Below are 21996 nucleotides of genomic sequence, written 5' to 3' on the forward strand. Positions count from 1 at the left end.
CCTCGCGAGGGCAGTTTGACGAAAGGACCTAGACCGGAGGCTGCCAGGGCCGGGCGTGCATCAGGTTCCCCAAGCCCGCCCAGGCGAAGTTCATGAGGGTCGCCGCGGCCTCCTTCGCCGAGACGTCCGGGGTGTCGTTGGCCCAGCCCGCCAGCGACTCCGCGGCCCCCACCAGCGCCTGCGCGAGCCCTGCCACGTCCCGGTCCGCGAGTGCGGGGTCGCTGTGGGCCTCGCGGGCGGCGGCCCCGATCAGGCCCGTCACGAACGCGACGATCTCGTTCCGCATGGAGCCGAGCTCGCTGACGAACGGCTCCCCGTGCGAACGCGCCTGGCGGTGCAGGACCGACCAGCCGTCCGGGTTCTCGGCGGTGTGGAGGAAGAACGCCCGCAGCCCCGCCCACAGTTGGCCGTCGGCGGGCAGCCCCGGCTCCACGCCCGCCCGCACCGCCTCCAGCAGGGCGTTCGCCTCGCGGCGGATGCAGGCGGAGAACAGCTCTTCCTTGGAGTTCAGGTACAGGTAGACCAACGGCTTGGACACGCCCGCCAGCTCCGCGATCTCGTCCATCGAGGCGGCCCGGTAGCCGCGCTGCCCGAAGGTCCGCACCGCGGCGTCCATCATCTGCTGCTCGCGCACGGCGCGCGGCATCCGTTTGCTCTTCACTGCACCCATGTCGGTCCTCCCCGCCCCCACTGCCCTGCTCCCGCCCCAGGGTACGGCGGCGCGCGGCCCGGCGTCGTGGAGGAGCGTCGTGGAGGAGCGATCACGTGCGGGGCGGGCGGCCTGTTCGTGACCTGCGAAGGAGCGTGGTCATCCCCCGGTCCCACACGGTCTCCACCCTGCGTCCGATGCGGGCCGTCCGGGCCGCCGCCTAGCTTTACGGCCATGACGATCTTTCTTCGCAACGGGCCGGCCGGGGTCGCCGCGACCGCCGCGGCGCTCGCCCTGACCGCTCTGGCCGCACTGGCCACGGCCGCGCCCGCCTCGGCGTCCGGCCCGGCGCCGGCCACCGCCTTACCTCCCGCCTCCGCCGCCTCCGCCGCCCCCGGCGGCGACCTCGCCGAGCCGGGCCTTCATCTCCCCCGGCCCACCGGCCGGTACGCCACCGGCCGCGACACCCTGTTCCTGACCGACCACGCGCGCACCGACCCCTGGGTGCCGGCCGCCGGGCCGCGCCAGTTGCTGGTGTCGCTGAACTATCCGGCCCGCCCCGGCACCGGCGGCGACCCCGCCCCGTACATGACGGAGGAAGAGGCGCGGCTGATGCTCGCGCAACGCGGTCTCGAGGACGTCGTGGAGCCCGGACTGGTCGGCGCCACCCGCACCCATGCCCGTACGGCGGCCCGCCCGGCCCCGGGCCGCTTCCCGCTGGTCCTGCTCTCCCCCGGCTTCGGCACGCCCCGGGCCACGCTGACCGGGCTCGCGGAGGAGCTGGCGAGCCGGGGTTACGTCGTGGCGACCGCGGACCATCCGTACGAGTCGACCGGTACGCAACTGCCCGACGGGCGGGTCCTCACCTGTGCGGCCTGCGACAAGGTGGACGCGCAGCCCGACCTGGCCGCGCGGCGGGCGGTCCTGGCCACCGTCTCCGCCGGGCGGGCCGACGACTTCTCGTTCCTGCTGGACCGGCTGACCGGCCCGGACCCGGCATGGCGGCACGCCCGGACGATCGACCCCCGGCGAGTGGGCATGGCCGGCCATTCCATCGGGGGCAACGCGGCCTCCTCCACGATGGCCGCGGACCGCCGGGTGGACGCGGGGGTCAACATGGACGGCACGTTCTTCGACCCGGCCCCCGTCCGGGGACTGGGCGGGCGGCCGTTCCTGATGCTGGGCACCGACCCCGGGCACGGTCCCGGCGGCGGCGACGCGTCCTGGGACGACGCCTGGGACCGGCTGGACGGCTGGAAGCGGTGGCTGACGGTGCGGGACGCCGGGCACTTCACCTTCACGGACACCCCGGAGATCGGTGAGCAGCTCGGCATCGAGGACCCGGACGCGCCGCTGTCCGCCGCCCGCTCGACCACGATCACCAGGAGCTATGTGACGGCCTTCTTCGACCGGAGCCTGCGCGGCCGGCCGGCCCGGCTGCTGGACGGCCCGACCCCGGCCAACCCCGAGGTCCTCTTCCAGCGCCCCTGACGTACGCGGAGACGACCGCGCCCCCGGCCCACGTACGGAACGTGGGCCGGGGGCGCGGTCGGGCGGGGGGCGGGTGCCGCCCGCGACGTCAGGCGGGGGCCGGCAGGGTCACCTTCCGCTCGGCCTCGCGGACCTCGTCCTGACCGAAGGCCTCCAGCGGGGAGGCCGAGGCCGAGTCGTACGCGTCGTGGTCGAGGATCTTCTCCCGGGCCGAGACGATCACCGGGACCAGCGCCTGGCCGGCCACGTTGGTGGCGGTGCGCATCATGTCGAGGATCGGGTCGATGGCCATCAGCAGGCCGACGCCCTCCAGCGGGAGGCCCAGCGTGGAGAGGGTGAGGGTCAGCATGACCGTCGCGCCGGTGAGTCCGGCGGTGGCCGCCGAGCCGATCACCGAGACGAAGGCAATCAGGAGGTAGTCGCCGATGCCCAGCTGCACGTCGAAGATCTGCGCGATGAAGATCGCGGCCAGCGCCGGGTAGATCGCGGCGCAGCCGTCCATCTTGGTGGTCGCGCCGAACGGTACGGCGAAGGAGGCGTACTCCTTCGGAACGCCGAGGCGCTCGGTGACCTTCTGGGTGACCGGCATGGTGCCGACCGAGGAGCGGGAGACGAAGGCGAGCTGGATCGCGGGCCAGGCGCCCTTGTAGAACTGGAGCGGGCTGACCTTGGCGGCGGTGGCCAGGAGCAGCGGGTAGATGCCGAACATCACCAGGGCGCAGCCGATGTAGACGTCGGCGGTGAACGTCGCGTACTTGCCGATGAGGTCCCAGCCGTAGTCGGCGATGGCGTAGCCGATGAGGCCGACGGTGCCGATCGGGGCGAGGCGGATGACCCACCACAGGGCCTTCTGGAGCAGCTCCAGGACCGACTGGCTGAGGGTGAGGATCGGCTTGGCCTTCTCGCCGAGCTTGAGGGCGGCGATGCCGGCGACGGCGGCCATGAACACGATCTGGAGCACGTTCAGCTCGGTGAACGGCGTGATCACGTTGTCCGGGACGATGCCGGTGAGGAAGTCGATCCAGCTGCCCTTGGTCTCGGAGAGCGCGCCGTCCTTCGGCGTGAGGCCGGTGCCGGAGCCCGGGTTGGTGATCAGGCCGATCGCGAGGCCGATGGCGACCGCGATCAGTGAGGTGATCATGAACCAGAGCAGGGTGCGGGTCGCGAGCCGGGCGGCGTTGTTGACCTGGCGCAGGTTGGTGATCGACACGAGGATCGCGAAAAAGACCAGCGGGGCGACGGCCAGCTTCAGCAGCTGGACGAAGAGCGAGCCGATCTCGTCGAGGGTGGTGACGAGCCAGCCGAGGTCCTGGCTGCGGGCCAGCCAGCCGAGCAGTACGCCGAGGACCAGACCGGCGACGATCTGGGCCCAGAACGGGACCCTGGGTATACGGAAGCCGGGGCCGGAGCCGGTGGGCTGATCGGCCTCGGGGGTGGTGGGCGCGGGGTTCGCGGACACGGACACACTCCAACGGGGGACGCATCGGGACGCACGGATCCATCCGTGCGGTCGTGCGGTGGAACGGGGACGGGGTCGCGGCGCCCGCGTCGAGGGGCGGTGCCGCTGCATGATGCCGTATCAGACCTCGCGGCAACAGACCGCGGACATACAGCGGCAGAGATCGACATGCAGGCGCGCCACGAGCGGGATACTCGCGGCATGGCGGAGGCGCACAGCTGTCTTCACGTCGAATACGTTAACACTTGAACTTTGAGAACCTCAAAGCCTTTCTTTGGCTTCCGAGTGCGGCCCCGTCGTACGGAGAAGGCCGGAAAGCGCCGGAACAGGGCGCGGAACGCCGCGGACCCCGGCGCTGGAGCCTGTCGGCTCCGGCCCGGGGTCCGGCGGAGAAGGGGGCGCACGGCGTGCGCGTGTGAGGAAGCTTACGTGGCGTCTACAGGTGTCGCGGGCGTCGCGGGCGCTACTGGACCGCGTCCTCGCGGGTGCGGTTGGCGTCGAGGCGCGCCTTGGTGCGGTCGACGGTGGAGACGATCTGCTCGGACATCTCGTCGCGCTGCCTGCGCAGCAGCACATAGCTGAGCGGGGCGGAGAGGAGGAGGCCGAGGAGCATCACCCAGATGACGTTGGAGCCCCCGAGCCCTGCGGGCACCAGCCCGAAGTGGACGGCGACACCGGCGGCGAGGAAGCAGCCGACGAAGATCAGCAGGCGCAACGCCGTGTAACGGATCAAGGCGCTCGGCTTGGCAGCGGACACGGCTGGCCCTCTCTTCCCATGGACTCTCGACACGCTTCTGCCCGTCCAGTGAAGCATGGCCCGAATTCTCTCGGTTCAGGGGGTTGCCGGGCCCAGCGGGAGGAGCATGACGATGTCGTCGCGGTCGTCGCCGGGGGCGACTCGGATCGCGTCCGGCACCCGGCCGACCTCCTTGTAGCCGCAGGCGGCGTAGAAGCGGTCGGCGCCGGTACCGCCCCGGCAGGTGAGGCGGATCGCCTCGATGCCCTCGACGGACCGGGCGGCCTCGGCGACGGCGGCCATGAGGTCGCGGCCGTACCCCTTGCCCTGGTGGCGGGGGTGGACCATGACGGTGTAGAGCCACAGCCAGTGCTTCATGAGCCGGTGGGTGTTCAGGGCGAGGAAGGCGGTGGCGGCGACGGCCCCGTCCTCGTCCCGGCCGACCACCAGCCGGGTGCGGCCCTCCTCGATGGCGACCAGGTGCTTCAGCAGTTCGGGCCGGATCTCCTCGGCCGTGACGGGCGGGACGAAGCCGACGGCGCCGCCCGCGTTGCTGACGTCGGCCCACAGGGCGGTGATGCCGTCGCGCAGGTCGGGGGTGAACGAGGGATCCAGCTCGAAAGTAAGTGCCATAAGTGCAGACTAACCATTACACCCTGTCCGGCTCAACTCTGTCCGGACCGCGAGAAAGCCCCGGCCGGGGACGGCGGCCGGGGCTTTCGTTCGGTGTGGGGTCGGGCAGCGCGGGCGTCAGACGCGCATCGGCTGCGGCGACTCGCGGCGGTCCGCCTCCGGACCCGGGTACTCGCGCAGGATCTCGTACCGGGTGTTCCGCTCGACCGGCCGGAAACCGGCGTCGCGGATCAGGTCCAGCAGATCCTCGCGGCCGAGCTTGTTCGGCGTGCCGAAGTCGTCGGCGTCGTGCGTGATCTTGTACTCGACGACCGAGCCGTCCATGTCGTCGGCTCCGTGCTGCAGCGCGAGCTGGGCGGTCTGCACACCGTGCATCACCCAGAACACCTTGACGTGCGGCACGTTGTCGAAGAGCAGCCGGGAGACCGCGAAGGTCTTCAGCGCCTCGGCGCCGGTCGCCATCGTGGTGCGCGCCTGGAGCTTGTTGCGGATCTTGCCGTCCTTCATGTCCACGAAGTCGTGCTGGTAGCGCAGCGGGATGAAGACCTGGAAGCCGCCGGTCTCGTCCTGCATCTCCCGCAGCCTCAGCACGTGGTCGACGCGGTGACGGGGCTCCTCGATGTGCCCGTACAGCATCGTCGCGGGGGTCTTGAGCCCCTTCTCGTGCGCGAGGCGGTGGATGCGCGACCAGTCCTCCCAGTGGGTGCGGTGGTCGACGATGTGCTGGCGGACCTCCCAGTCGAAGATCTCCGCGCCGCCGCCGGTCAGCGATTCGAGACCGGCCTCGATCAGCTCGTCGAGGATCTCGGAGGCCGAGAGGCCGGAGATCGTCTCGAAGTGGTGGATCTCCGTCGCCGTGAACGCCTTCAGCGCGACCTCGGGCAGGGCTTCCTTCAGCGCGCTGAGCGAGCGCGGGTAGTAGCGCCACGGCAGCGTCGGGTGGAGGCCGTTGACGATGTGCAGCTCGGTGAGGTTCTCGCCCTGCATCGCCTTGGCGAGGCGGACGGCCTCCTCGATGCGCATCGTGTACGCGTCCTTCTCGCCCGGCTTGCGCTGGAACGAGCAGTACGCGCACGAGGCGGTGCACACGTTGGTCATGTTGAGGTGACGGTTGACGTTGAAGTGCACCACGTCGCCGTTCTTGCGCGTGCGCACCTCGTGCGCCAGCCCGCCCAGCCACGCCAGGTCGTCGGACGCGTAGAGGGCGATCCCGTCCTCGCGGGTCAGCCGCTCGCCGGCCCGGACCTTCTCCTCCAGCTCGCGCTTGAGTCCCGCGTCCACCAGTCCGCCTCCCATATCTCCGTGTATCAGACTCCGACCAACCGTACGCCTACGCCTCTTCGGGGAGTTCTCCGACCCGGTTCTCCCACTTGGTGGAGAGCACGATCGTGGTGCGGGTCCGGGAGACGCCCTTCGTGCCGCTGAGGCGGCGGATCGTCTTCTCCAGTCCGTCCACGTCGCCGACCCGGACCTTGAGCATGTACGAGTCGTCGCCCGCGATGAACCAGGCGTCCTCGATCTCCGCGAGGTCCTTCAGCCGGTGCGCCACGTCCTCGTGGTCGGCCGCGTCCGAGAGCGAGATCCCGATCAGCGCGGTCACGCCGAGCCCCAGCGACGCGGAGTCGACGGTGGCGCGGTAGCCGGTGATGACCCCGGCGGTTTCCAGCCGGTTGATGCGGTCGGTGACGCTGGGCCCGGAGAGCCCCACGAGCCGTCCCAGCTCGGCGTACGAGGCCCTGCCGTTCTCCCTGAGGGCCTGGATGAGCTGCCTGTCCACCGCGTCCATATGACTGAAACCTTCCATTGTTCAGCAGTACCGCGAGTTTACGTGTAGAATCTAAGGCATGCAGGGCTGACGCCCTGTAAATCTTCTAGAACATCCAAGAAACGCTTTCGAATCTTCAGGAGTGAACCTCACCGTGTACACGATCGAGATGGCCTACGCCCGGATGCGCGAGCTGCAGGACCTGGCCAACCGCTCGCGTGCCCACCAGCCCGCCGCCGCGCACCGCGTCGACAAGACCCGCACCCCGCGCGCGCACAAGAAGCGCTGACCAGGGCGCGACCGACCAGGGCCTATCGGCCCCGGGTGCCTCGGGAACCGCCACCGAGCTCTCCTTCCCAACGGCGGTACAGCCGGTGCGGCACGCCTCCCGCGTCCAGCACCCGGCCCGCGACGAAATCCACCAGATCCTGGATGTGCGTCGCACCCGCGTAGAACGCCGGAGAGGCGGGCAGCACGACCGCGCCCGCCTCGTCCAGGGCCACCATCTGCTTCAGCGTCTGGCCGCTCAGCGGCGTCTCGCGCACCGCGACGACGAGCGGGCGGCGCTCCTTGAGCGTCACGCTCGCGGCCCGCTGGAGCAGATCCTTCGACAGACCGAGCGCCACTCCGGCCACACAGGCCGTCGAGGCCGGCACGATGAGCATCCCCTTCGCCGGGTACGACCCGGAGGACGGCCCGGCCGCCAGATCACCGGCCGACCAGTGGCGTACGCGCTCCAGCTCCGCGTCCCCGACCACGAACGCGTCCGGCTTCCCGTCGGCCCCCCGCTCCAGCCAGCTCCGCAGATCCTCGCGCCAGTGCCCGTCCCGGAACGCGATGCCGGTCTCGTCCAGCAGCGTGAGCCGCGAGGCCCGGCTCACCACCAGGTCCACGCTCTCGCCCGCCGTCAGCAGCCCGCGCAGCACGGAGGCCGCGAACGGGGTACCCGAAGCGCCCGACACCCCGACAATCCAAGGCCGCCGCTGCTGATGAGTCACTGAAGTCCTGGATTCCACACCCGCGAGCCTATCCGCCACGCCGTCCCGCCCGGCACCCGGAACCGGGCGGGCGCCGCAGACGTTCACCGGGTGACGGGCCATTCGGGGCAGGGGCAGACCATGGGCGACTACTGGACCACCGACCGCACCGCGGGCAACGGCACCACCGGCGGTGCGCGGGCCCTGACCGCCGGGATCCTGATGGCGGGCTGGGTGGCCCTGCTGTGGGTCCTCGAAGGGATCGACACGGCCACGGGCCACGCCCTCGACACCTACGGCATCAGCCCGCGCGAAACGGCGGAGCTGCGGGACGTGGTGCCCGCCGCGTTCCTGCACAGCGGCTGGGAGCACCTGGCCTCCAACAGCGTCCCGCTGCTGGTCCTCGGCTTCATCGCCGCCCTCGCGGGGCTGCGCCGGTTCGCCGCCGTCGTCGTGACGATCATCCTGGTCAGCGGCCTCGGCGTCTGGCTGACCGCCCCGCCGAACACGGTGACGCTCGGCGCGTCCGGCGTGGTCTTCGGGCTGTTCGGCTATCTGCTGGTCCGCGGCTTCGTGGACCGCCGCCCCTGGGACGTCCTCATAGGCATCGGCGTCGCCGTGGTCTACGGCTCGCTGCTGTGGGGCGTCCTGCCGACCGACTCGGGCGTCAGCTGGCAGGGCCACCTGTTCGGGCTGGCCGGCGGGGTGGCGGCGGCCTTCTTCTTCCGCCGCCCGCGCCGCGCGCCGGACAACCTGGTCACGGTCTGAGGGGCCTCACGGCGTGAGGCCGCGCATCAGCAGGTCGAGCAGCGCGCAGGCGAACAGCGCGATGCCGATGAAGCCGTTCACGGTGAAGAACGCCCGGTTCAGCCGGGACAGGTCGTGCGGCCGCACCACCCGGTGCTCGTAGACGAACGCCACCGCGACGACGGCCATGCCGATCCAGTAGAAGGCCTCGGCGCCCGTGGCCAGTCCGAACCACACCAGCAGCCCGGTGGTGACCGCGTGGCACACCCGCGCACCCCACAGCGCGGCCGGGATCCCGAAGCGCGCCGGGAAGGAGAGCACCCCCTGGGCCCGGTCGGCCCGGACGTCCTGGCAGGCGAAGATCAGGTCGAAGCCGCCGATCCAGATGCCGACGGCGAGCCCGAGGATCACCGCGTCCCACGACCAGCTGCCGGTCACCGCGAGCCAGGCGCCGACCGGCCCGATGGCCTGCGCGAGGCCCAGGATGGCGTGCGGGAAGTTCGTGAACCGCTTGCCGTACGGGTAGACCACCATCGGCACGACGGCCAGCGGCGCGAGCGCCAGGCACAACGGGTTGAGCAGGGCCGCCGCGCCCAGGAAGACGACCAGCGCGACGAGCGCGCCGGTCCACGCGGACTTCACGGACACCGCGCCGGTCACCAGCTCACGGCCGGCGGTCCGCGGATTCCGGGCGTCGATCTCCCGGTCGATGATCCGGTTGGCGGCCATCGCGAACGTCCGCAGTCCCACCATCGCCAGCGTGACGAGCAGCAGCGTGCCCCAGTGGACGGTGCCGTCCATCAGGAACATCGCGGTCAGCGCGGCGATGTACGCGAAGGGCAGCGCGAAGACGGAGTGCTCGATCATCACGAGCCGCAGGAAGGCCTTCACCTTGCTGTCCGAGGGCGCGGGCCCGGGAACGGACGCCGCTTCCGCCGTACTGCTCACAGCCCGTATTCCTTCCAGCGACGGTCGACCTTCGCCGCCGTCTCCGGGTCGGAGACGACCATCTCCGGCCATCCGCCGTCCCGGGTGTAGCCCTCGGTGGGCAGCTTCCGGGTGGCGTCGATGCCCGCCTTGCCGCCCCAGAACTGCTGGTACGAGGCGTGGTCCAGGTGGTCCACCGGCCCCTCGGTGACCGTGAGGTCGCGGGCGTAGTCGGTGTTGCCGAGCGCCCGCCAGGCGACCTCGTGCAGATCGTGGACGTCGCAGTCGGCGTCCACCACCACGATCAGCTTGGTCAGCGACATCATGTGCGCGCCCCAGATCGCGCTCATGACCTTCTGGGCGTGCTTCGGGTACTTCTTGTCGATCGAGACGATCGCGCAGTTGTGGAAACCGCCCGCCTCGGGGAGGTGGTAGTCCACGATGTCCGGCACGATGATCTTCAGCAGCGGCAGGAAGAAACGTTCCGTGGCCCGGCCCAGCGGCCCGTCCTCGGTCGGCGGGCGCCCCACCACGATGGACTGGAGCAGCGGCCGCTTCCGCATGGTGACGCAGTCGATGGTCAGTGCGGGGAACGGTTCCTGCGGGGTGTAGAAGCCGGTGTGGTCCCCGAACGGGCCCTCGGGGAGCATCTCGCCCGGCTCCAGCCAGCCCTCGATGACGACCTCCGCCTGCGCGGGGACCTGGAGCGGCACGGTCTTGCAGTCGACCATCTCGATCCGCTTGCCCTGGAGGAACCCGGCGAAGAGGTACTCGTCGATGTCCCCGGGCAGCGGCGCGGTGGAGGCGTACGTCACGGCCGGCGGGCAGCCGAAGGCGATGGCGACGGGCAGCCGCTCACCGCGCCTCGCGGCGACCTGGTAGTGGTTGGCGCTGTCCTTGTGGATCTGCCAGTGCATCCCGATGGTGCGCTTGTCGTGCCGCTGGAGCCGGTAGAGGCCCAGGTTCCGGACGCCGTTCTCGGGGTGCTTGGTGTGGGTGAGGCCGAGGTTGAAGAACGAGCCGCCGTCCTCGGGCCAGGTGAACAGCGCGGGCAGCTTGTCCAGGTCGACGTCGTCGCCGGTCAGCACCACGTCCTGGACGGGCGCGTCGCCGGACTTCACCTTCTTCGGCGGCACGTGCACCATCGAGCCGAGCTTCCCGAAGGCCTCCCGCACCCCGACGAAGCCCTGCGGCAGCTCCGGCTTCAGGAGGCCGCCGATCTTGTCGCTGATGTCGCTGTACGACGTGAGGCCCAGGGCCTTCAGGAGCCGCCGGTCGGTACCGAAGACGTTCATGGCCAGGGGCATCGAGGACCCCTTGACGTTTTCGAACAGCAGGGCCGGACCGCCCGCCTTGTTGACCCGGTCGACGATCTCGCCGACCTCCAGGTGGGGGTCGACCTCGACCTTGACGCGCTTGAGATCACCATCGCGCTCGAGAGCCCGGAGCAGGGAGCGAAGATCGTCGTAAGCCATGCGGTCCAGTTTGTCATCCCCGCCCCCGCGGCCCCGCCGGGGCTCCCCCGGCCACGCGCGCCGAAAGTCCGCCGACCGTCCGCGCACGCGCCCGGCGCGTACGGCTCCGGGCCCCGGCTCCTTCATCCCGAGCCGGTACCCTGGCCGCGATACCGGGCAATCATCCCGCCCGCCGCCGCTTCCTGGGGGACGCACCATGAGAGCCCTGATGATCATCGTCCCGCTGGCTCTGACGATCTACGCGTTCATCGACTGCCTGCACACCTCCGAGGAGGACACCAAGCATCTGCCGAAGATCGCCTGGGTCTTCATCATCCTGCTGTTCTGGGTCGTCGGGCCGGTCGTGTGGCTCGTCGCCGGCAAGAACCGCCACAACAGCGCCGGAGGCACGGGTCCCGCCTGGCAGCGGCGCGGGCGGCAGCAGTGGGTGGCCCCGGACGACAACCCGGACTTCCTCAAGTCGCTCAAGGACGAGAAGGACGCCGAGGCCGAGGAGGAGCGGGGCCGCCGCGACGGCGGTACGGGCCCCGACGACAGGACTCCGCCCACGTCCTGACGGGCCTCTCCCGCCGCCGGGGGTGACGCCTCGCCCCCCACCTGCGCTCGCACGAGGACGCCCCGGACGGAGAACCGTCCGGGGCGTTCTGTGTCCGTGCCGTGTGCGGTAGGCCGCGTGACGCGGTCTCACACCCCCGCGTAGGAGTGCAGGCCGGAGACGAAGATGTTCACGCCGTAGTAGTTGAACAGCCAGCAGGCGAAGGCGACGAGCGCCAGGTAGGCGGCCTTGCGGCCCTTCCAGCCGGCGGTGGCACGGGCGTGCAGATAGGCGGCGTAGGCGACCCAGGTGATGAAGGACCAGACCTCCTTGGGGTCCCAGCCCCAGTACCGGCCCCAGGCGTCGCCCGCCCAGATCGCGCCGGCGATGATCGTGAACGTCCACAGCGGGAAGACGGCCGCGTTGACCCGGTACGAGAACTTGTCCAGCGAGGACGCCGAGGGCAGCCGCTCCATGACCGAGGAGGCGAACTTCCCGGGCGTGCCGCCGGAGGCGAGCTTGGTCTCGTAGCTGTCGCGGAAGAGGTAGAGGACCGTGCCGACCGCGCCGAGGTAGAAGACGGCGCCGCAGATGATCGCGGTCGAGACGTGGATCCACAGCCAGTACGAGTGCAGGGCGGGCACCAGCTGGTCGCTGTCGGTGTAGAGCGTCGTGACCGCGATGCCGAGGTCCAGCAGGACGGTGGTGACCAGCGGAAGGCCGATCCAGCGGACGTTCTTCTTCAGGGCGAGCAGCACCAGGTAGGAGCCGACCGCCACCGTGGAGAAGGTGATGGAGAACTCGTACATGTTGGCCCAGGGGGCCCGCTGCACCGACAGGGCGCGGGTGGCGACGCCGCTCGCCTCGACGAGGAACGCCACCACGGTCAGCGAGACCGCGATCCGGCCCCACAGGTCGCCCTTGAACGTGCCGCCGGCCGCGCCCGGGCCGTCGGGCACGTCGCGCGTCCCGGTGGCGGAGCGGGTGATGACCTCGGGGCGGTCCAGCACGGCCGTGCCGCCGGCCCGTGCCTTCCCCGCGGTGGCGGCGGAGGCGGCGGAGACGGGAGCACCGGCTCCGGGGGCGGACAGCGCGGCGGCCGTGCGGCCGACCTTGCTGCGGCTGCCGAGGACCCACTCCGCGATATGCGCGAAGAAGGCCAGGGTGTAGACGGCCATCGACGAATAGATCAGCACATTGCTGGTGTTCGCCAGAGTCTCGTTGGTTGCGGCGGCGAGATTCACTTCTCAGCCCCTTCGACAGGTGCTTCGGCAGGATGTACGGGCCGGCTCCCGGCCTCGTTCGTGGCATCGGTCGTGGCGTCGGTCGTGCCGGGCCCGTCCGTCGTGTCCGGATCCTTCGGTGTGTCCGGAGCCTTCGGTGTCTCCGGCTCCTTCGGTGTGTCCGGGGCCTCCGCGGCGACGGGGGCGGTGGCGACCACGGCGGCCGACAGGTCGCCCAGCTCCTCGGGGAGCCTCGCGGACTCGCTACGGCCCAGGCCCGCCATCTCCACGACCGTGACGCCGTCGGCGCCCCGGACCGCCCGCACCCACACGCGGCGGCGCTGGATGAAGAGCGAGCCGGCGAGGCCGGCGATGGCGGCGACGGATCCGCCGAGCGCCCAGCCGTTGCCGGGCTGCTGCGAGATCTGGAAGCTGGCCCACTCCTCGACGCCGTCGAAGGTGATGGATCCGCCGCCGTCGGGCAGGTCCAGCTTCTCGCCCGGCATCATCATCTTCTTGAGGAGCTCGCCGTCCTCGCCCTTGAACTCCTTCATCTTGGACGTGTCGAGCTGGTAGACGTTCTGCGCCAGCCCGGAGTCGACGCCGAGGGAGCCGTGGTAGGCGCTGAGCGCCAGTACGGGGAAGTCCAGGGCGGGGAACTGCGAGAACATCTGGCCCTTGCCCTCGCCGGCGAAGGTCGGCACGAAGAAGGCCTTGAATCCCAGCTGGGTCTTCTTGCCGTTCTTGTCCTTGTAGCCGTCCATCACCTTGATGGCGCCGGACGAGGTGATGTTGTTGTCGATCGGCAGCAGCGGGACCGCGGACCGCGAGACGACCTTCCCCCTGCCGTCCCGGACGGTGACCACGGGGGCGTAGCCGTGGGCGATCAGATAGATCTTGGTGCCGTCCACGACGAGCGGCTCGTTGACCTTGATGACGTCCTTGCGCTCCGCGCCCTCGGCCCCCTCGGTGTACGTCACCCGGGCCTCGAAGGTCCGCGGGGTGCCGCGCTGGGGGCCGCTCTTCTCGTACGTACCGACGAACTCGTCGAGCACGAAGCTGAACGGGGCCAGCGAGTCGGAGTCGTAGAGCGAGCCGGACTTGAAGTCGTCGTACTGGGTGAGCGTGTTGGAGAAGCCGTCGCCCTCGACGATCAGCTTGCCGCCCTCGGACTTGAAGAGCTCCCCGGAGGCGAAGGCCACCAGCATCACGATCAGGGCGATGTGGAAGACCAGGTTCCCGGCCTCGCGGAGGTAGCCCTTCTCGGCGGCGACCGCGTCGCCCGTCTCGTGCGCCCGGAAGCGCCGCTTGCGCAGGACCGCGAGGGCCGCCTCGCGGACCTCCTCGGGCTCGGCCTCCGTGCGCCAGGTGGTGTACGCGGGCAGCCGGGTCAGCCGCTTCGGCGCGCCCGGCGGGCGGCTGCGCAGCTGGCCGACGAACTGGCCGGTGCGCGGCACGATGCAGCCGATGAGCGAGACGAACAGCAGGATGTAGATCGCGGAGAACCACACCGAGCTGTAGACGTCGAAGAGCTGGAGCTTCTCGTAGATCGGGGTCAGGGTGGTGTGCTGGTCCTTGAAGGCCTGCACCTTCATGTCGTCGACGCTGGTCTGCGGGATCAGCGACCCCGGGATCGCGCCGAGGGAGAGCAGGAAGAGCAGGATCAGGGCCACCCGCATCGAGGTGAGCTGACGCCAGAACCAGCGCGCCCAGCCGATCACGCTCATCGCGGGTACGCCCGCCCCGGTGTCGGCGCGCTCCTCGCGGGGCGCGGTGGAGAGCCGTTCGCCCGCCGCGCCGTGGGCGGAGCCCTGGGCGCGCTCGTCCTCGCGCTGCCGCGTCTCCGTGCCGTTCGACTTGCTCATGAACTCAGATCCCTACAACGAAGCCGCTGGACCAGCTCTGCATGTGCTGCATCAGCGTGGCCCACACACCGGTCAGCAGCAGGATTCCGGTCACGATCATCATGCCGCCGCCGATCCGCATCACCCATGCGTAGTGGCGTTTGACCCAGCCGAACGCGCCGAGCGCCTTGCGGAAGGCGACCGCGGCGAGGACGAACGGGACACCGAGACCGAGACAGTACGCGACGGTCAGTATCGCGCCGCGTCCGGCGGTGCCCTCGGTGAACGCGAGCGTGCTCACGGCGGCGAAGGTCGGACCGATACAGGGGGTCCAGCCGATCCCGAAGAGCGCGCCCAGCAGCGGTGCGCCGGCCAGACCGGTCACCGGCCGCTTGTGGAACCGGAACTCGCGCTGCGTCACCCCCGGCAGGAGCCCCATGAAGAAGACCCCCATGAGGATCATCAGGACGCCGAGGATTCTGTTGAACAGCTCGGCGTGTACCTGGAGCTCCCGGCCGAAGTAGCCGAAGAGGGCCCCGCCCGAGACGAAGACGGCGGTGAAGCCGAGCACGAAGAGGATGGCGCCCGCCACGACGCGGCCACGGCGCGCCTCGGCGAGGTCGGTGCCGCTGACCCCGGTGACGTAACTCAGATAGCCGGGCACGAGGGGCAGCACGCACGGGGAGAAGAACGAGATGAGGCCGGCCAGCAGGGCGATGGGCAGGGACAGCAGAAGGGTCCCGCTCATGACGGTCTCGTTGTACGCGGCCAGCGTGACGGCCCCGTGGTGGGCGGCGAGCGTGGTCACCGGATCACTTCTCCGCGATGATCGGGTCGATCATCTCGCGCAGCTCGTCCGCGTCGAGCGCCTGGAGCGTGCGGGCCGCGATCTTCCCGTCCCGGTCGATGACCACGGTGGACGGGATGGCCTGCGGGTTCAGGGTGCCCTTGGGGAAGCGGAGGATGAGCTTGCCGATCGGGTCGTAGAAGCTCGGGTACTCGACCCCGTAGTCCTTCTCGAAGTTGATCGCGGCGTCACGCTGGGCGTCACGGGTGTTTATCCCGAGGAACTGGACGCCCTGGTCCGCCGTCTCCTTCGAGACCTTCGCGAAGTACTTCGCCTCCAGGCGGCAGGGACCGCACCAGGAGCCCCAGACGTTGAGCACGACGACCTTGCCCCGGTAGTCCGCGAGGTCGAGCGGCTTGCCGTCCAGACCGTTGCCGTCGAGCTTCGGCGCCGCCACCCGGTCGCCCTTGGCGACGGTGGAGATACCGCCGCTGCCGGTGACGAAGTTGGTGTTGCCCCCGCCTCCGGTCGTGTTGCCGTCACCACACGCGGACAGCGTCAGGGCACCGGCCACTGCGGTGGCGGCGAGCAGGGTGAAGCGGCGTCGGGATGCGCGGCCAAAGCTCATGTGAAAAGTTTCGCATGGCAGTTTCCGGGTTCCCCCGCGCCCCCCTCGGTGCCCGTAAAGCCCCTTGTCAAGCCTGTTTAAAGAAGGAGTTCCAACCGCCGGCGGGCGCCTGTCCGACGTCCAGCGTCCGGAGCTTGGCAAGCACGGCGGGATCCTGGACGTCGAGCCAGTCGACGTACTGCCGGAACGAGACGAGACGCACGTCGTCCTTGTCCGCCACCTTCTTGATCACTTCTTCCACGGCGTCCATATAGATGCCGCCGTTCCACTCCTCGAAGTGGTTGCCGATGAAGAACGGCGCACGATTCGACTCGTACGCGCGCCGGAAACCGGCGAGATACGCCCCGGTGGCCTGCGTGCGCCAGCCCGGATAACGCGAGGGCATGCCCTTCGTCGAATTCTTCGACTGATTGGCGAGGATGTTGTAGTCCATCGAGAGCACCTCGAAGGAGTGCCCGGGGAACGGCATCGCCTGCAGCGGCAGATCCCAGACGCCGCCGCGCTTCACGGGCCAGATCTGACGGCCGCCGGGCGAGCTGGCGTCGTAGCGCCAGCCCAGCTTGCGGGCGGTCGGCAGGAGATTGTCCTGGCCGAGCAGGCAGGGGGTACGGCCGCCGATCAGTTCCTTGCGGTAGTCGAACGGCAGCGGGTCCTCGTTCTCCCAGCCGGTGTTCGTCCGCCATTCCGTGACGAACGACACAGCCTGATTGATCTCGCTGTGCCATTGGGCGGGCGTCCAGCGCTCCACGGATCCGGAACCGCCGCAGAAATGCCCGTTGAAGTGGGTGCCGATCTCGTGGCCGTCCAGCCACGCCTGACGCACGTACGTCAGCGTGTCCTTGACGTGATCGTCGGTGAGATAGCCGATGTCGGAGGCGCCGCGGCGGTTGTTCGGCGGGCGGTAGAGGGATTTCTTCGACTCGGGCAGCAGATAGATCCCGGAGAGGAAGAACGTCATGGCCGCGTCGTGTTCCTTGGCCAGTTCGAGAAAGCGCGGGAAGAGCCCGTTGCCGACCTCGCCCGCGCCGTCCCAGGAAAAGATCACGAACTGCGGCGGCTTCTGGCCGGGTTCCAGCGGGACGGGCGCCTGGGGCTGGTTGGGCTGTTTGCCGGTGTCGGCGGTCGAACCGTCACCGATCAGCCGGACCTTGCTCTTCGGCGCGCTGTTTCCGCTGCCGCTGCCGTTGCCGCTGCCGTTGCCGTTGCCGTTGCCGTTGCCGCCGGTGTCGCCCTTGCCGCCCGGGCCGGACCCTCCGTCGCCGGAGGAGCCCGAGGCGCCACAGCCGGCGAGTCCGATCGCGGCCGCGGCGCCGAGCCCCGCCCCGAGCAGGCCCCTTCGATTCATGTCGCGCATACCGTCCCCATCTGCGGTCGTTTTATCTCATGCCCATACAAACTGCTGAAGGGTTAGATGAGGCGCGTAACACGTCGGTTCCGTGCATTTGGGGACTTTCTTCACGCTTCACCTTGCCGACCGTCCAACCGTCCGGCCGATCATGACGCGACGCCCGTACGACACCCGTACACCCTTGCGGGCAGCTCTGATGGGGGGACGCAGGGGTGGCCGTCCGCAGTTCTCCCGTGGGCCGACAGGCGGCGGCTTCCCTGGAAAGTCGAACTCATGCGCGGACGCGGAGGCGCGCCCGGCTGCGCCTCACGGTGGACGGTGTGGGTGAAGCCGCGTACCGGGCGGGGGAAGGGGACGAAACGGGGACGGGACCGGCCGCCCGTTGCTCAGGCGACCGGTCCCGTCATGTCCCGGGGATCCGTATGTCCCGCAGATACCGCATATCCCGCATGTCCGCTTGCCCGCTCGCCTTACGGAGGCTGCGGCTGCGGCTTTGCCTTCGGCTACGCGCCGAACGCCTTGGACTGCCCCGGCTTCCCCTTCACCGGCTTGGCGCCGGCCAGCAGGTGCACGGGCACCAGATCCCGGGCCGGCTCCGAATAGCCGACCGAGACGATCCGGTCACCCCGGTAGGTGAAGCTCGTCAGTGAGGCCAGCGTGCACTGCCGCTTGCGCGGGTCGTGCCACAGCCTGCGGCGCTCGACGAAGGAGCGCAGGATCCAGATCGGCAGCTGGTGGCTGACGCAGACCGCCTCGTGCCCGCGCGCCGCGTCCCGGGCGGCGTCGAGCGCGCCCATCATCCGGACGACCTGCTCGATGTACGGCTCGCCCCAGGACGGCTTGAACGGATTGGTGAGGTGCTTCCAGTTGTCCGGCTTGCGCAGCGCGCCGTCGCCGACGCCGAAGGTCTTGCCCTCGAAGACGTTGGCCGCCTCGATCAGCCGGACGTCGGTGGCGAGGTCCAGGCCGTGCGCCTTGGCGACAGGCGCGGCCGTCTCCTGGGCACGCTCCAGGGGGGAGGCGACGACATGGGTGATGTCGCGCTTCTCCAGATGCCCGGCGACCCGGTCGGCCATCTGCCGGCCCAGGTCGGAGAGGTGGTAGCCGGGGCGGCGCCCGTAGAGCACGCCGTCCGGGTTGTGCACCTCGCCGTGCCGGACCACGTGCACCACGGTCAGCTGCTCGTCGCGGTTCACGTGGCCGCGGCTCGCGATGCCTCTCGCGTCCTCGCCGTTCTCGCCGTTCTCACCGTTCTCGCCGTTCGTGACGTCGCCGTTCGTGATGTCGCTCATGCGGTGGCCTCCGCCGCGGCGCGGGCGGCGGCGGGCAGGGCGGCGGCGATGCGCTCGACCGCCCGCTCGTCGTGGGCCGTGGAGACGAACCAGGACTCGAACGCCGAGGGCGGCAGGTAGACGCCCTGCTCCAGCATCGCGTGGAAGAACGCGGTGAAGCGGAAGACGTCCTGCTTCTTGGCGTCGTCGTAGTCGCGGACGGGCTCGTCGGTGAAGAAGACGGAGAACATGTTGCTCGCGGCGGACACGGTGTGCGCGACGCCCGCCTTGGTGAGCGCGTCGCCCACCAGGGAGCGCAGCTCGGCGGAGACCGCGTCGATCTTCGCGTACGCCGCGTCGTCCAGCAGCCGCAACTGGGCGAGCCCGGCGGCGGTGGCGACCGGGTTCCCGGAGAGGGTGCCCGCCTGGTAGACCGGGCCGGCCGGGGCCAGGTGCGCCATCACGTCGCCGCGACCGCCGAAGGCCGCGGCGGGGAAGCCGCCGCCCATCACCTTGCCGAAGGTCATCAGGTCGGGCCGGACGCCGTCGACGCCGTACCAGCCGGCCTTCGACGTACGGAAGCCCGTCATGACCTCGTCGGAGATGTACAGCGCGCCGTTCGCCGCGCACAGCTCCTTGAGCCCGGCGTTGAAGCCCTCCGCCGGCGGGACGACGCCCATGTTGCCGGGCGAGGCCTCGGTGATCACGCAGGCGATCTCACCCGGGTGCGCGGCGAATGCGGCGCGCACCGCGTCCAGGTCGTTGTACGGCAGCACGACGGTGTCCCCGGCCGTGGCGCCCGTGACCCCCGGCGTGTCGGGCAGCCCGAAGGTGGCCACGCCCGACCCGGCGGCGGCGAGCAGCGCGTCCACGTGCCCGTGGTAGCAGCCGGCGAACTTCACGACCTTGGCCCGGCCCGTGAAACCGCGGGCCAGCCGGATCGCCGACATGGTCGCCTCGGTGCCGGAGGAGACCAGGCGCACCTGCTCGACGGGGTCGATCCGCGCCACGATTTCCTCGGCGAGCGCGACCTCGCCCTCCCCCGGCGTACCGAAGGAGGTGCCCCGGGAGACCGCCTCCTGGACTGCGGCGATGACCTCGGGGTGAGAGTGGCCGAGAATCATCGGCCCCCACGAGCACACGAGGTCGACGTACTCGCGGCCGTCGGCGTCGGTGAGGTACGGACCGGTGCCGGACACCATGAACCGGGGCGTACCGCCCACGGCCCGGAAGGCACGCACGGGAGAGTTCACGCCGCCGGGCGTCACGAGGGACGCCCGGTCGAACAGCGACTGCGAAACTGGGGCTTCGTATGAATACGCCACTTTGGTCCTGATCTGCGATTCGGGTATCGGGAGGCCGGGCCGGGAAATGCCTATGAATCTCGGCCACCGGTGAGCAGGGAGCGCGCTCCCCTCGTATCACGAAAGAGCGTCAGTCCCCTCGCGTCTGCGAAACTGGGCCGACATAGGGAAAGCTCACACATGCCATGGTGTCAGAGGCACGCGCGGTCTTTGCGGACAGGTGTTTCACCGCACGCCCGCGGGGGAGGTCACTGACACGATGATCGGGTTGCGCGGCGGGGGCTGTGTCTCCTAAGAAGTAGTCGGGTGGATGAGATATGCATCGCGGTGGCGGAGTGGGCGAAGGGACCGACGACCTGGGGCCCGAGCCTGCCCGGCGAGGGCGGCACCGGCGCAGGGCCGAGCGCGCCCAGAGCAGGGGCGCGGACAGCACGCCGCCCCCCGGGACCAGGAGCGGGGGCGGGATGGGGGTGACGTACAAATACTTCGGCGCCCCGGACGGCGCCACCGCCGCACGCGTGCCCATCTCGATGCGCCCGGAGGAGCTCGGCGGTGACGAGCTGGGCATGGGCGGCATGTTCACCAAGATCAAGCCGGAGACCGTGGCCGCCATGGTCCTGACCGGAATCCAGGGCATACCCCTGCACAAGGTCCCCCCGCTCGAACTTGTCGTTCTCCACCCCGACTACGCGGTGGTCAAGCTCCCGATGACCGTCGTCGACCCGCTGCGCGGCGTCGGTGAGGAGTCCGTCGGCGCGGCGGCCTTCATCTGGTCCACGGTCCCCGACCGCGGCGGCCCGCGCGACGCCTTCAACGTCTACCAACTGCTCCACGAGTGGCAGGACTTCTCCCACCGCCTGCACGACGCGGGGCATCAGGCGTACTGCCTGGTGTGGCCGTGACCTGGGGTTTCCCCGGATTCGGGCGGGGCTTCCGGGCCCCGCTCCTGCAGCTCAGCACAGCGCTCCGTCCCCTCGCCCCACGTGGCAGCCACCGTCCAGGCTTCGCGCTCACCGCGGGGACAGAGTCGTTGATGGCACGAGACTCTTCCGGATGACGCTGTCGGCAGCACGCAGAGCTGCTGACAGCGCTCCTTGCATCTGGTCCGGGAGGGCCTCTGCCCCGAGGGCGCAAGCCCGCACCAGGGTGCGGCAGTCCTGCTCCTGCCGGTTCGTAGCAAGCTCGATGAACAGAGAGTTCGCCAAGTTCTCACGTGCCGCGTAGCCGTCCTCGGCCTCCGTCGCCCTCCGGTGCAAGTCCTCGGCGATGCGGTACGCGGTCGGAAGATCGGGGGACCCGACCATGTCGAGGACGGTCAGGCCCAGCCGGATATCGAAGACGGTCATCCCCGGCTCGGCCTTCCGCTCAAGGTAGGCGTCTGCCAAGTCCGCCAGGTGAACGCCGGCTGGTCGTCCCGCGTCGCGGCGCCACTGGGCGGTCAGGCATGCTGTGACCGTCTGCTCCCACGGCTCGCCGGGCACCGTAGCGGCGAGGAGCGTCGCGGCGTGTGCCGTGTCTTTCGCAGCGAGCGAGGCGAGTACCGCTACTTGACGCCCATCGAGCATTCGCCTGCCCACACCTCGATGGGTCTCCATGTGCGCCAGGGCCTCGGACCAGCGTCCCTCGGCAGTAAGAGCGCGCGTCCCATCGGCGAGCAGCACACGCCACAGCCACGCCACGACTTCATGGCGGTCCTTGTCTGTGGCGGTGAGGTCCGCCGGAATCGCAACGCCTCCAAATCTGGCTGGTGTGCCCGCCTCGACAGCCGCGTACAGGTCGAGCAGCCGCTGACGACCCGCATCGGCGTGACCGCCACGGATCTGGAGGCGGGCGAGATTGACGACGGGCTCCAAGCCGCGAATCGCGCTCATTGCAGGCAGGGGGCAGGCATGGAGATACGCGGCGGCGTGCTCGCGGCACATCTCGCGCGCGAGGTCGGGAAGGCCGAGATCGGAGGCAATGAGCGCGGTCTGGTTGTAGACGGAGGACGCCACCCCCTGATCGGTCTCCACCATCGCGGTGTCGGCCAGGTCGACGAGCGCGCGCACGCGCTTCGGCAGGGGAAGGCAGGCGGGCCGGAATCGGGCGACGAGCGGAAAGCGCTGAGCTGTGGATCCGTGCGGGTCCATGGACTCCCCCAGGTATGTGTGAAGACGGGTACGGCCACGGTGGCCGCCGGTCGCACGCCGGCGGCCAC

The 21996-nt window shown here is 70.2% G+C and carries 22 protein-coding genes; 5 read left to right on the plus strand and 17 right to left on the minus strand.

Annotation, left to right across the window (positions count from 1 at the left end):
• Nucleotides 1–28 precede the first annotated feature (28 nt).
• Nucleotides 29–670, minus strand: coding sequence for a TetR/AcrR family transcriptional regulator (locus PSQ21_RS13440; RefSeq protein ID WP_274030744.1), 642 nt, complete (start codon nt 668–670; stop codon nt 29–31).
• A 213-nt stretch (nt 671–883) separates the two neighbouring features.
• Between PSQ21_RS13440 and PSQ21_RS13445 the strand changes: the two genes are divergently transcribed.
• Nucleotides 884–2140, plus strand: coding sequence for an alpha/beta hydrolase family protein (locus PSQ21_RS13445; RefSeq protein ID WP_274030745.1), 1257 nt, complete (start codon nt 884–886; stop codon nt 2138–2140).
• An 88-nt stretch (nt 2141–2228) separates the two neighbouring features.
• Here PSQ21_RS13445 and PSQ21_RS13450 read toward each other — a convergent pair whose 3' ends face one another.
• From PSQ21_RS13450 to PSQ21_RS13470, 5 genes are all read right to left on the minus strand, one after another.
• Nucleotides 2229–3599 carry a dicarboxylate/amino acid:cation symporter gene (locus tag PSQ21_RS13450; RefSeq protein ID WP_274030746.1) on the minus strand — a complete coding sequence of 457 codons (1371 nt, stop codon included), beginning with the start codon at nt 3597–3599 and terminating at the stop codon, nt 2229–2231.
• 463 nt (nt 3600–4062) lie between these two features.
• Nucleotides 4063–4356: a DUF4229 domain-containing protein gene (locus PSQ21_RS13455; protein ID WP_274030748.1), complete on the minus strand. Its 294-nt coding sequence runs from the start codon at nt 4354–4356 to the stop codon at nt 4063–4065.
• Between the two features lie 75 nt (nt 4357–4431).
• Complete coding sequence (locus PSQ21_RS13460; RefSeq protein WP_274030749.1) at nt 4432–4968, minus strand: GNAT family N-acetyltransferase; 537 nt, start codon at nt 4966–4968, stop codon at nt 4432–4434.
• Nucleotides 4969–5085: 117 nt separating this feature from the next.
• A complete protein-coding gene (gene mqnE, locus PSQ21_RS13465; RefSeq protein WP_274035747.1) occupies nt 5086–6249 on the minus strand; it encodes an aminofutalosine synthase MqnE in 1164 nt (387 codons plus the stop codon).
• Between the two features lie 49 nt (nt 6250–6298).
• A complete protein-coding gene (locus PSQ21_RS13470) occupies nt 6299–6754 on the minus strand; it encodes an Lrp/AsnC family transcriptional regulator (protein ID WP_097866673.1) in 456 nt (151 codons plus the stop codon).
• A gap of 121 nt (nt 6755–6875) precedes the next feature.
• Between PSQ21_RS13470 and PSQ21_RS13475 the strand changes: the two genes are divergently transcribed.
• Entirely contained in the window at nt 6876–7022 is a 147-nt protein-coding gene (locus PSQ21_RS13475; protein WP_274036107.1) for a hypothetical protein, read from the plus strand.
• Between the two features lie 22 nt (nt 7023–7044).
• On the opposite strand, the gene PSQ21_RS13480 is transcribed toward PSQ21_RS13475, so the two are convergent.
• Nucleotides 7045–7731 (minus strand): UbiX family flavin prenyltransferase, encoded by a 687-nt coding sequence (locus PSQ21_RS13480; protein WP_274030750.1) that lies wholly within the window; start codon nt 7729–7731, stop codon nt 7045–7047.
• Between the two features lie 120 nt (nt 7732–7851).
• On the opposite strand from PSQ21_RS13480, the gene PSQ21_RS13485 reads away from it, so the two are divergent.
• Nucleotides 7852–8478, plus strand: coding sequence for a rhomboid family intramembrane serine protease (locus PSQ21_RS13485; protein ID WP_274035749.1), 627 nt, complete (start codon nt 7852–7854; stop codon nt 8476–8478).
• 6 nt (nt 8479–8484) lie between these two features.
• Here PSQ21_RS13485 and mqnP read toward each other — a convergent pair whose 3' ends face one another.
• Both mqnP and PSQ21_RS13495 read right to left on the minus strand, forming a co-directional pair.
• Nucleotides 8485–9405, minus strand: coding sequence for a menaquinone biosynthesis prenyltransferase MqnP (gene mqnP / locus PSQ21_RS13490; protein ID WP_274030751.1), 921 nt, complete (start codon nt 9403–9405; stop codon nt 8485–8487).
• Nucleotides 9402–10859 (minus strand): menaquinone biosynthesis decarboxylase, encoded by a 1458-nt coding sequence (locus tag PSQ21_RS13495; RefSeq protein WP_274030752.1) that lies wholly within the window; start codon nt 10857–10859, stop codon nt 9402–9404. The genes mqnP and PSQ21_RS13495 overlap by 4 nt, the downstream gene beginning before the upstream one ends.
• Nucleotides 10860–11067: 208 nt before the next feature.
• On the opposite strand from PSQ21_RS13495, the gene PSQ21_RS13500 reads away from it, so the two are divergent.
• Nucleotides 11068–11415: a PLD nuclease N-terminal domain-containing protein gene (locus PSQ21_RS13500; protein ID WP_274035750.1), complete on the plus strand. Its 348-nt coding sequence runs from the start codon at nt 11068–11070 to the stop codon at nt 11413–11415.
• Nucleotides 11416–11543: 128 nt separating this feature from the next.
• On the opposite strand, the gene ccsB is transcribed toward PSQ21_RS13500, so the two are convergent.
• The 7 genes from ccsB to hemL form a co-directional block, all read right to left on the minus strand.
• On the minus strand, nt 11544–12638 hold the full coding sequence (gene ccsB / locus PSQ21_RS13505) for a c-type cytochrome biogenesis protein CcsB (protein WP_274030753.1): 1095 nt from the start codon (nt 12636–12638) through the stop codon (nt 11544–11546).
• Complete coding sequence (gene resB / locus PSQ21_RS13510; RefSeq protein ID WP_274030754.1) at nt 12635–14482, minus strand: cytochrome c biogenesis protein ResB; 1848 nt, start codon at nt 14480–14482, stop codon at nt 12635–12637. The genes ccsB and resB overlap by 4 nt, the downstream gene beginning before the upstream one ends.
• 4 nt (nt 14483–14486) lie before the next feature.
• Nucleotides 14487–15269: a cytochrome c biogenesis CcdA family protein gene (locus PSQ21_RS13515; protein ID WP_397990302.1), complete on the minus strand. Its 783-nt coding sequence runs from the start codon at nt 15267–15269 to the stop codon at nt 14487–14489.
• A 4-nt stretch (nt 15270–15273) separates the two neighbouring features.
• Nucleotides 15274–15876, minus strand: a complete 603-nt coding sequence (locus PSQ21_RS13520; protein WP_274030755.1) for a TlpA family protein disulfide reductase — start codon at nt 15874–15876, stop codon at nt 15274–15276.
• A 67-nt stretch (nt 15877–15943) separates the two neighbouring features.
• Nucleotides 15944–17230 carry a hypothetical protein gene (locus tag PSQ21_RS13525; protein ID WP_274030756.1) on the minus strand — a complete coding sequence of 429 codons (1287 nt, stop codon included), beginning with the start codon at nt 17228–17230 and terminating at the stop codon, nt 15944–15946.
• A 497-nt stretch (nt 17231–17727) separates the two neighbouring features.
• The gene (locus PSQ21_RS13530; protein ID WP_274030757.1) at nt 17728–18516 is read right to left on the minus strand and encodes a histidine phosphatase family protein; all 789 of its coding nucleotides are present in this window, start codon (nt 18514–18516) and stop codon (nt 17728–17730) included.
• A complete protein-coding gene (gene hemL, locus PSQ21_RS13535) occupies nt 18513–19736 on the minus strand; it encodes a glutamate-1-semialdehyde 2,1-aminomutase (RefSeq protein ID WP_399029137.1) in 1224 nt (407 codons plus the stop codon). The genes PSQ21_RS13530 and hemL overlap by 4 nt, the downstream gene beginning before the upstream one ends.
• A 380-nt stretch (nt 19737–20116) precedes the next feature.
• Between hemL and PSQ21_RS13540 the strand changes: the two genes are divergently transcribed.
• A complete protein-coding gene (locus PSQ21_RS13540; protein WP_073746161.1) occupies nt 20117–20701 on the plus strand; it encodes a hypothetical protein in 585 nt (194 codons plus the stop codon).
• A 108-nt stretch (nt 20702–20809) separates the two neighbouring features.
• On the opposite strand, the gene PSQ21_RS13545 is transcribed toward PSQ21_RS13540, so the two are convergent.
• Nucleotides 20810–21928: a hypothetical protein gene (locus PSQ21_RS13545; RefSeq protein WP_274030758.1), complete on the minus strand. Its 1119-nt coding sequence runs from the start codon at nt 21926–21928 to the stop codon at nt 20810–20812.
• Between the last annotated feature and the right edge of the window lie 68 nt (nt 21929–21996).

It is taken from the genome of Streptomyces sp. MMBL 11-1 (assembly GCF_028622875.1).
In the GTDB taxonomy this organism is placed as follows: Bacteria; Actinomycetota; Actinomycetes; order Streptomycetales; family Streptomycetaceae; genus Streptomyces.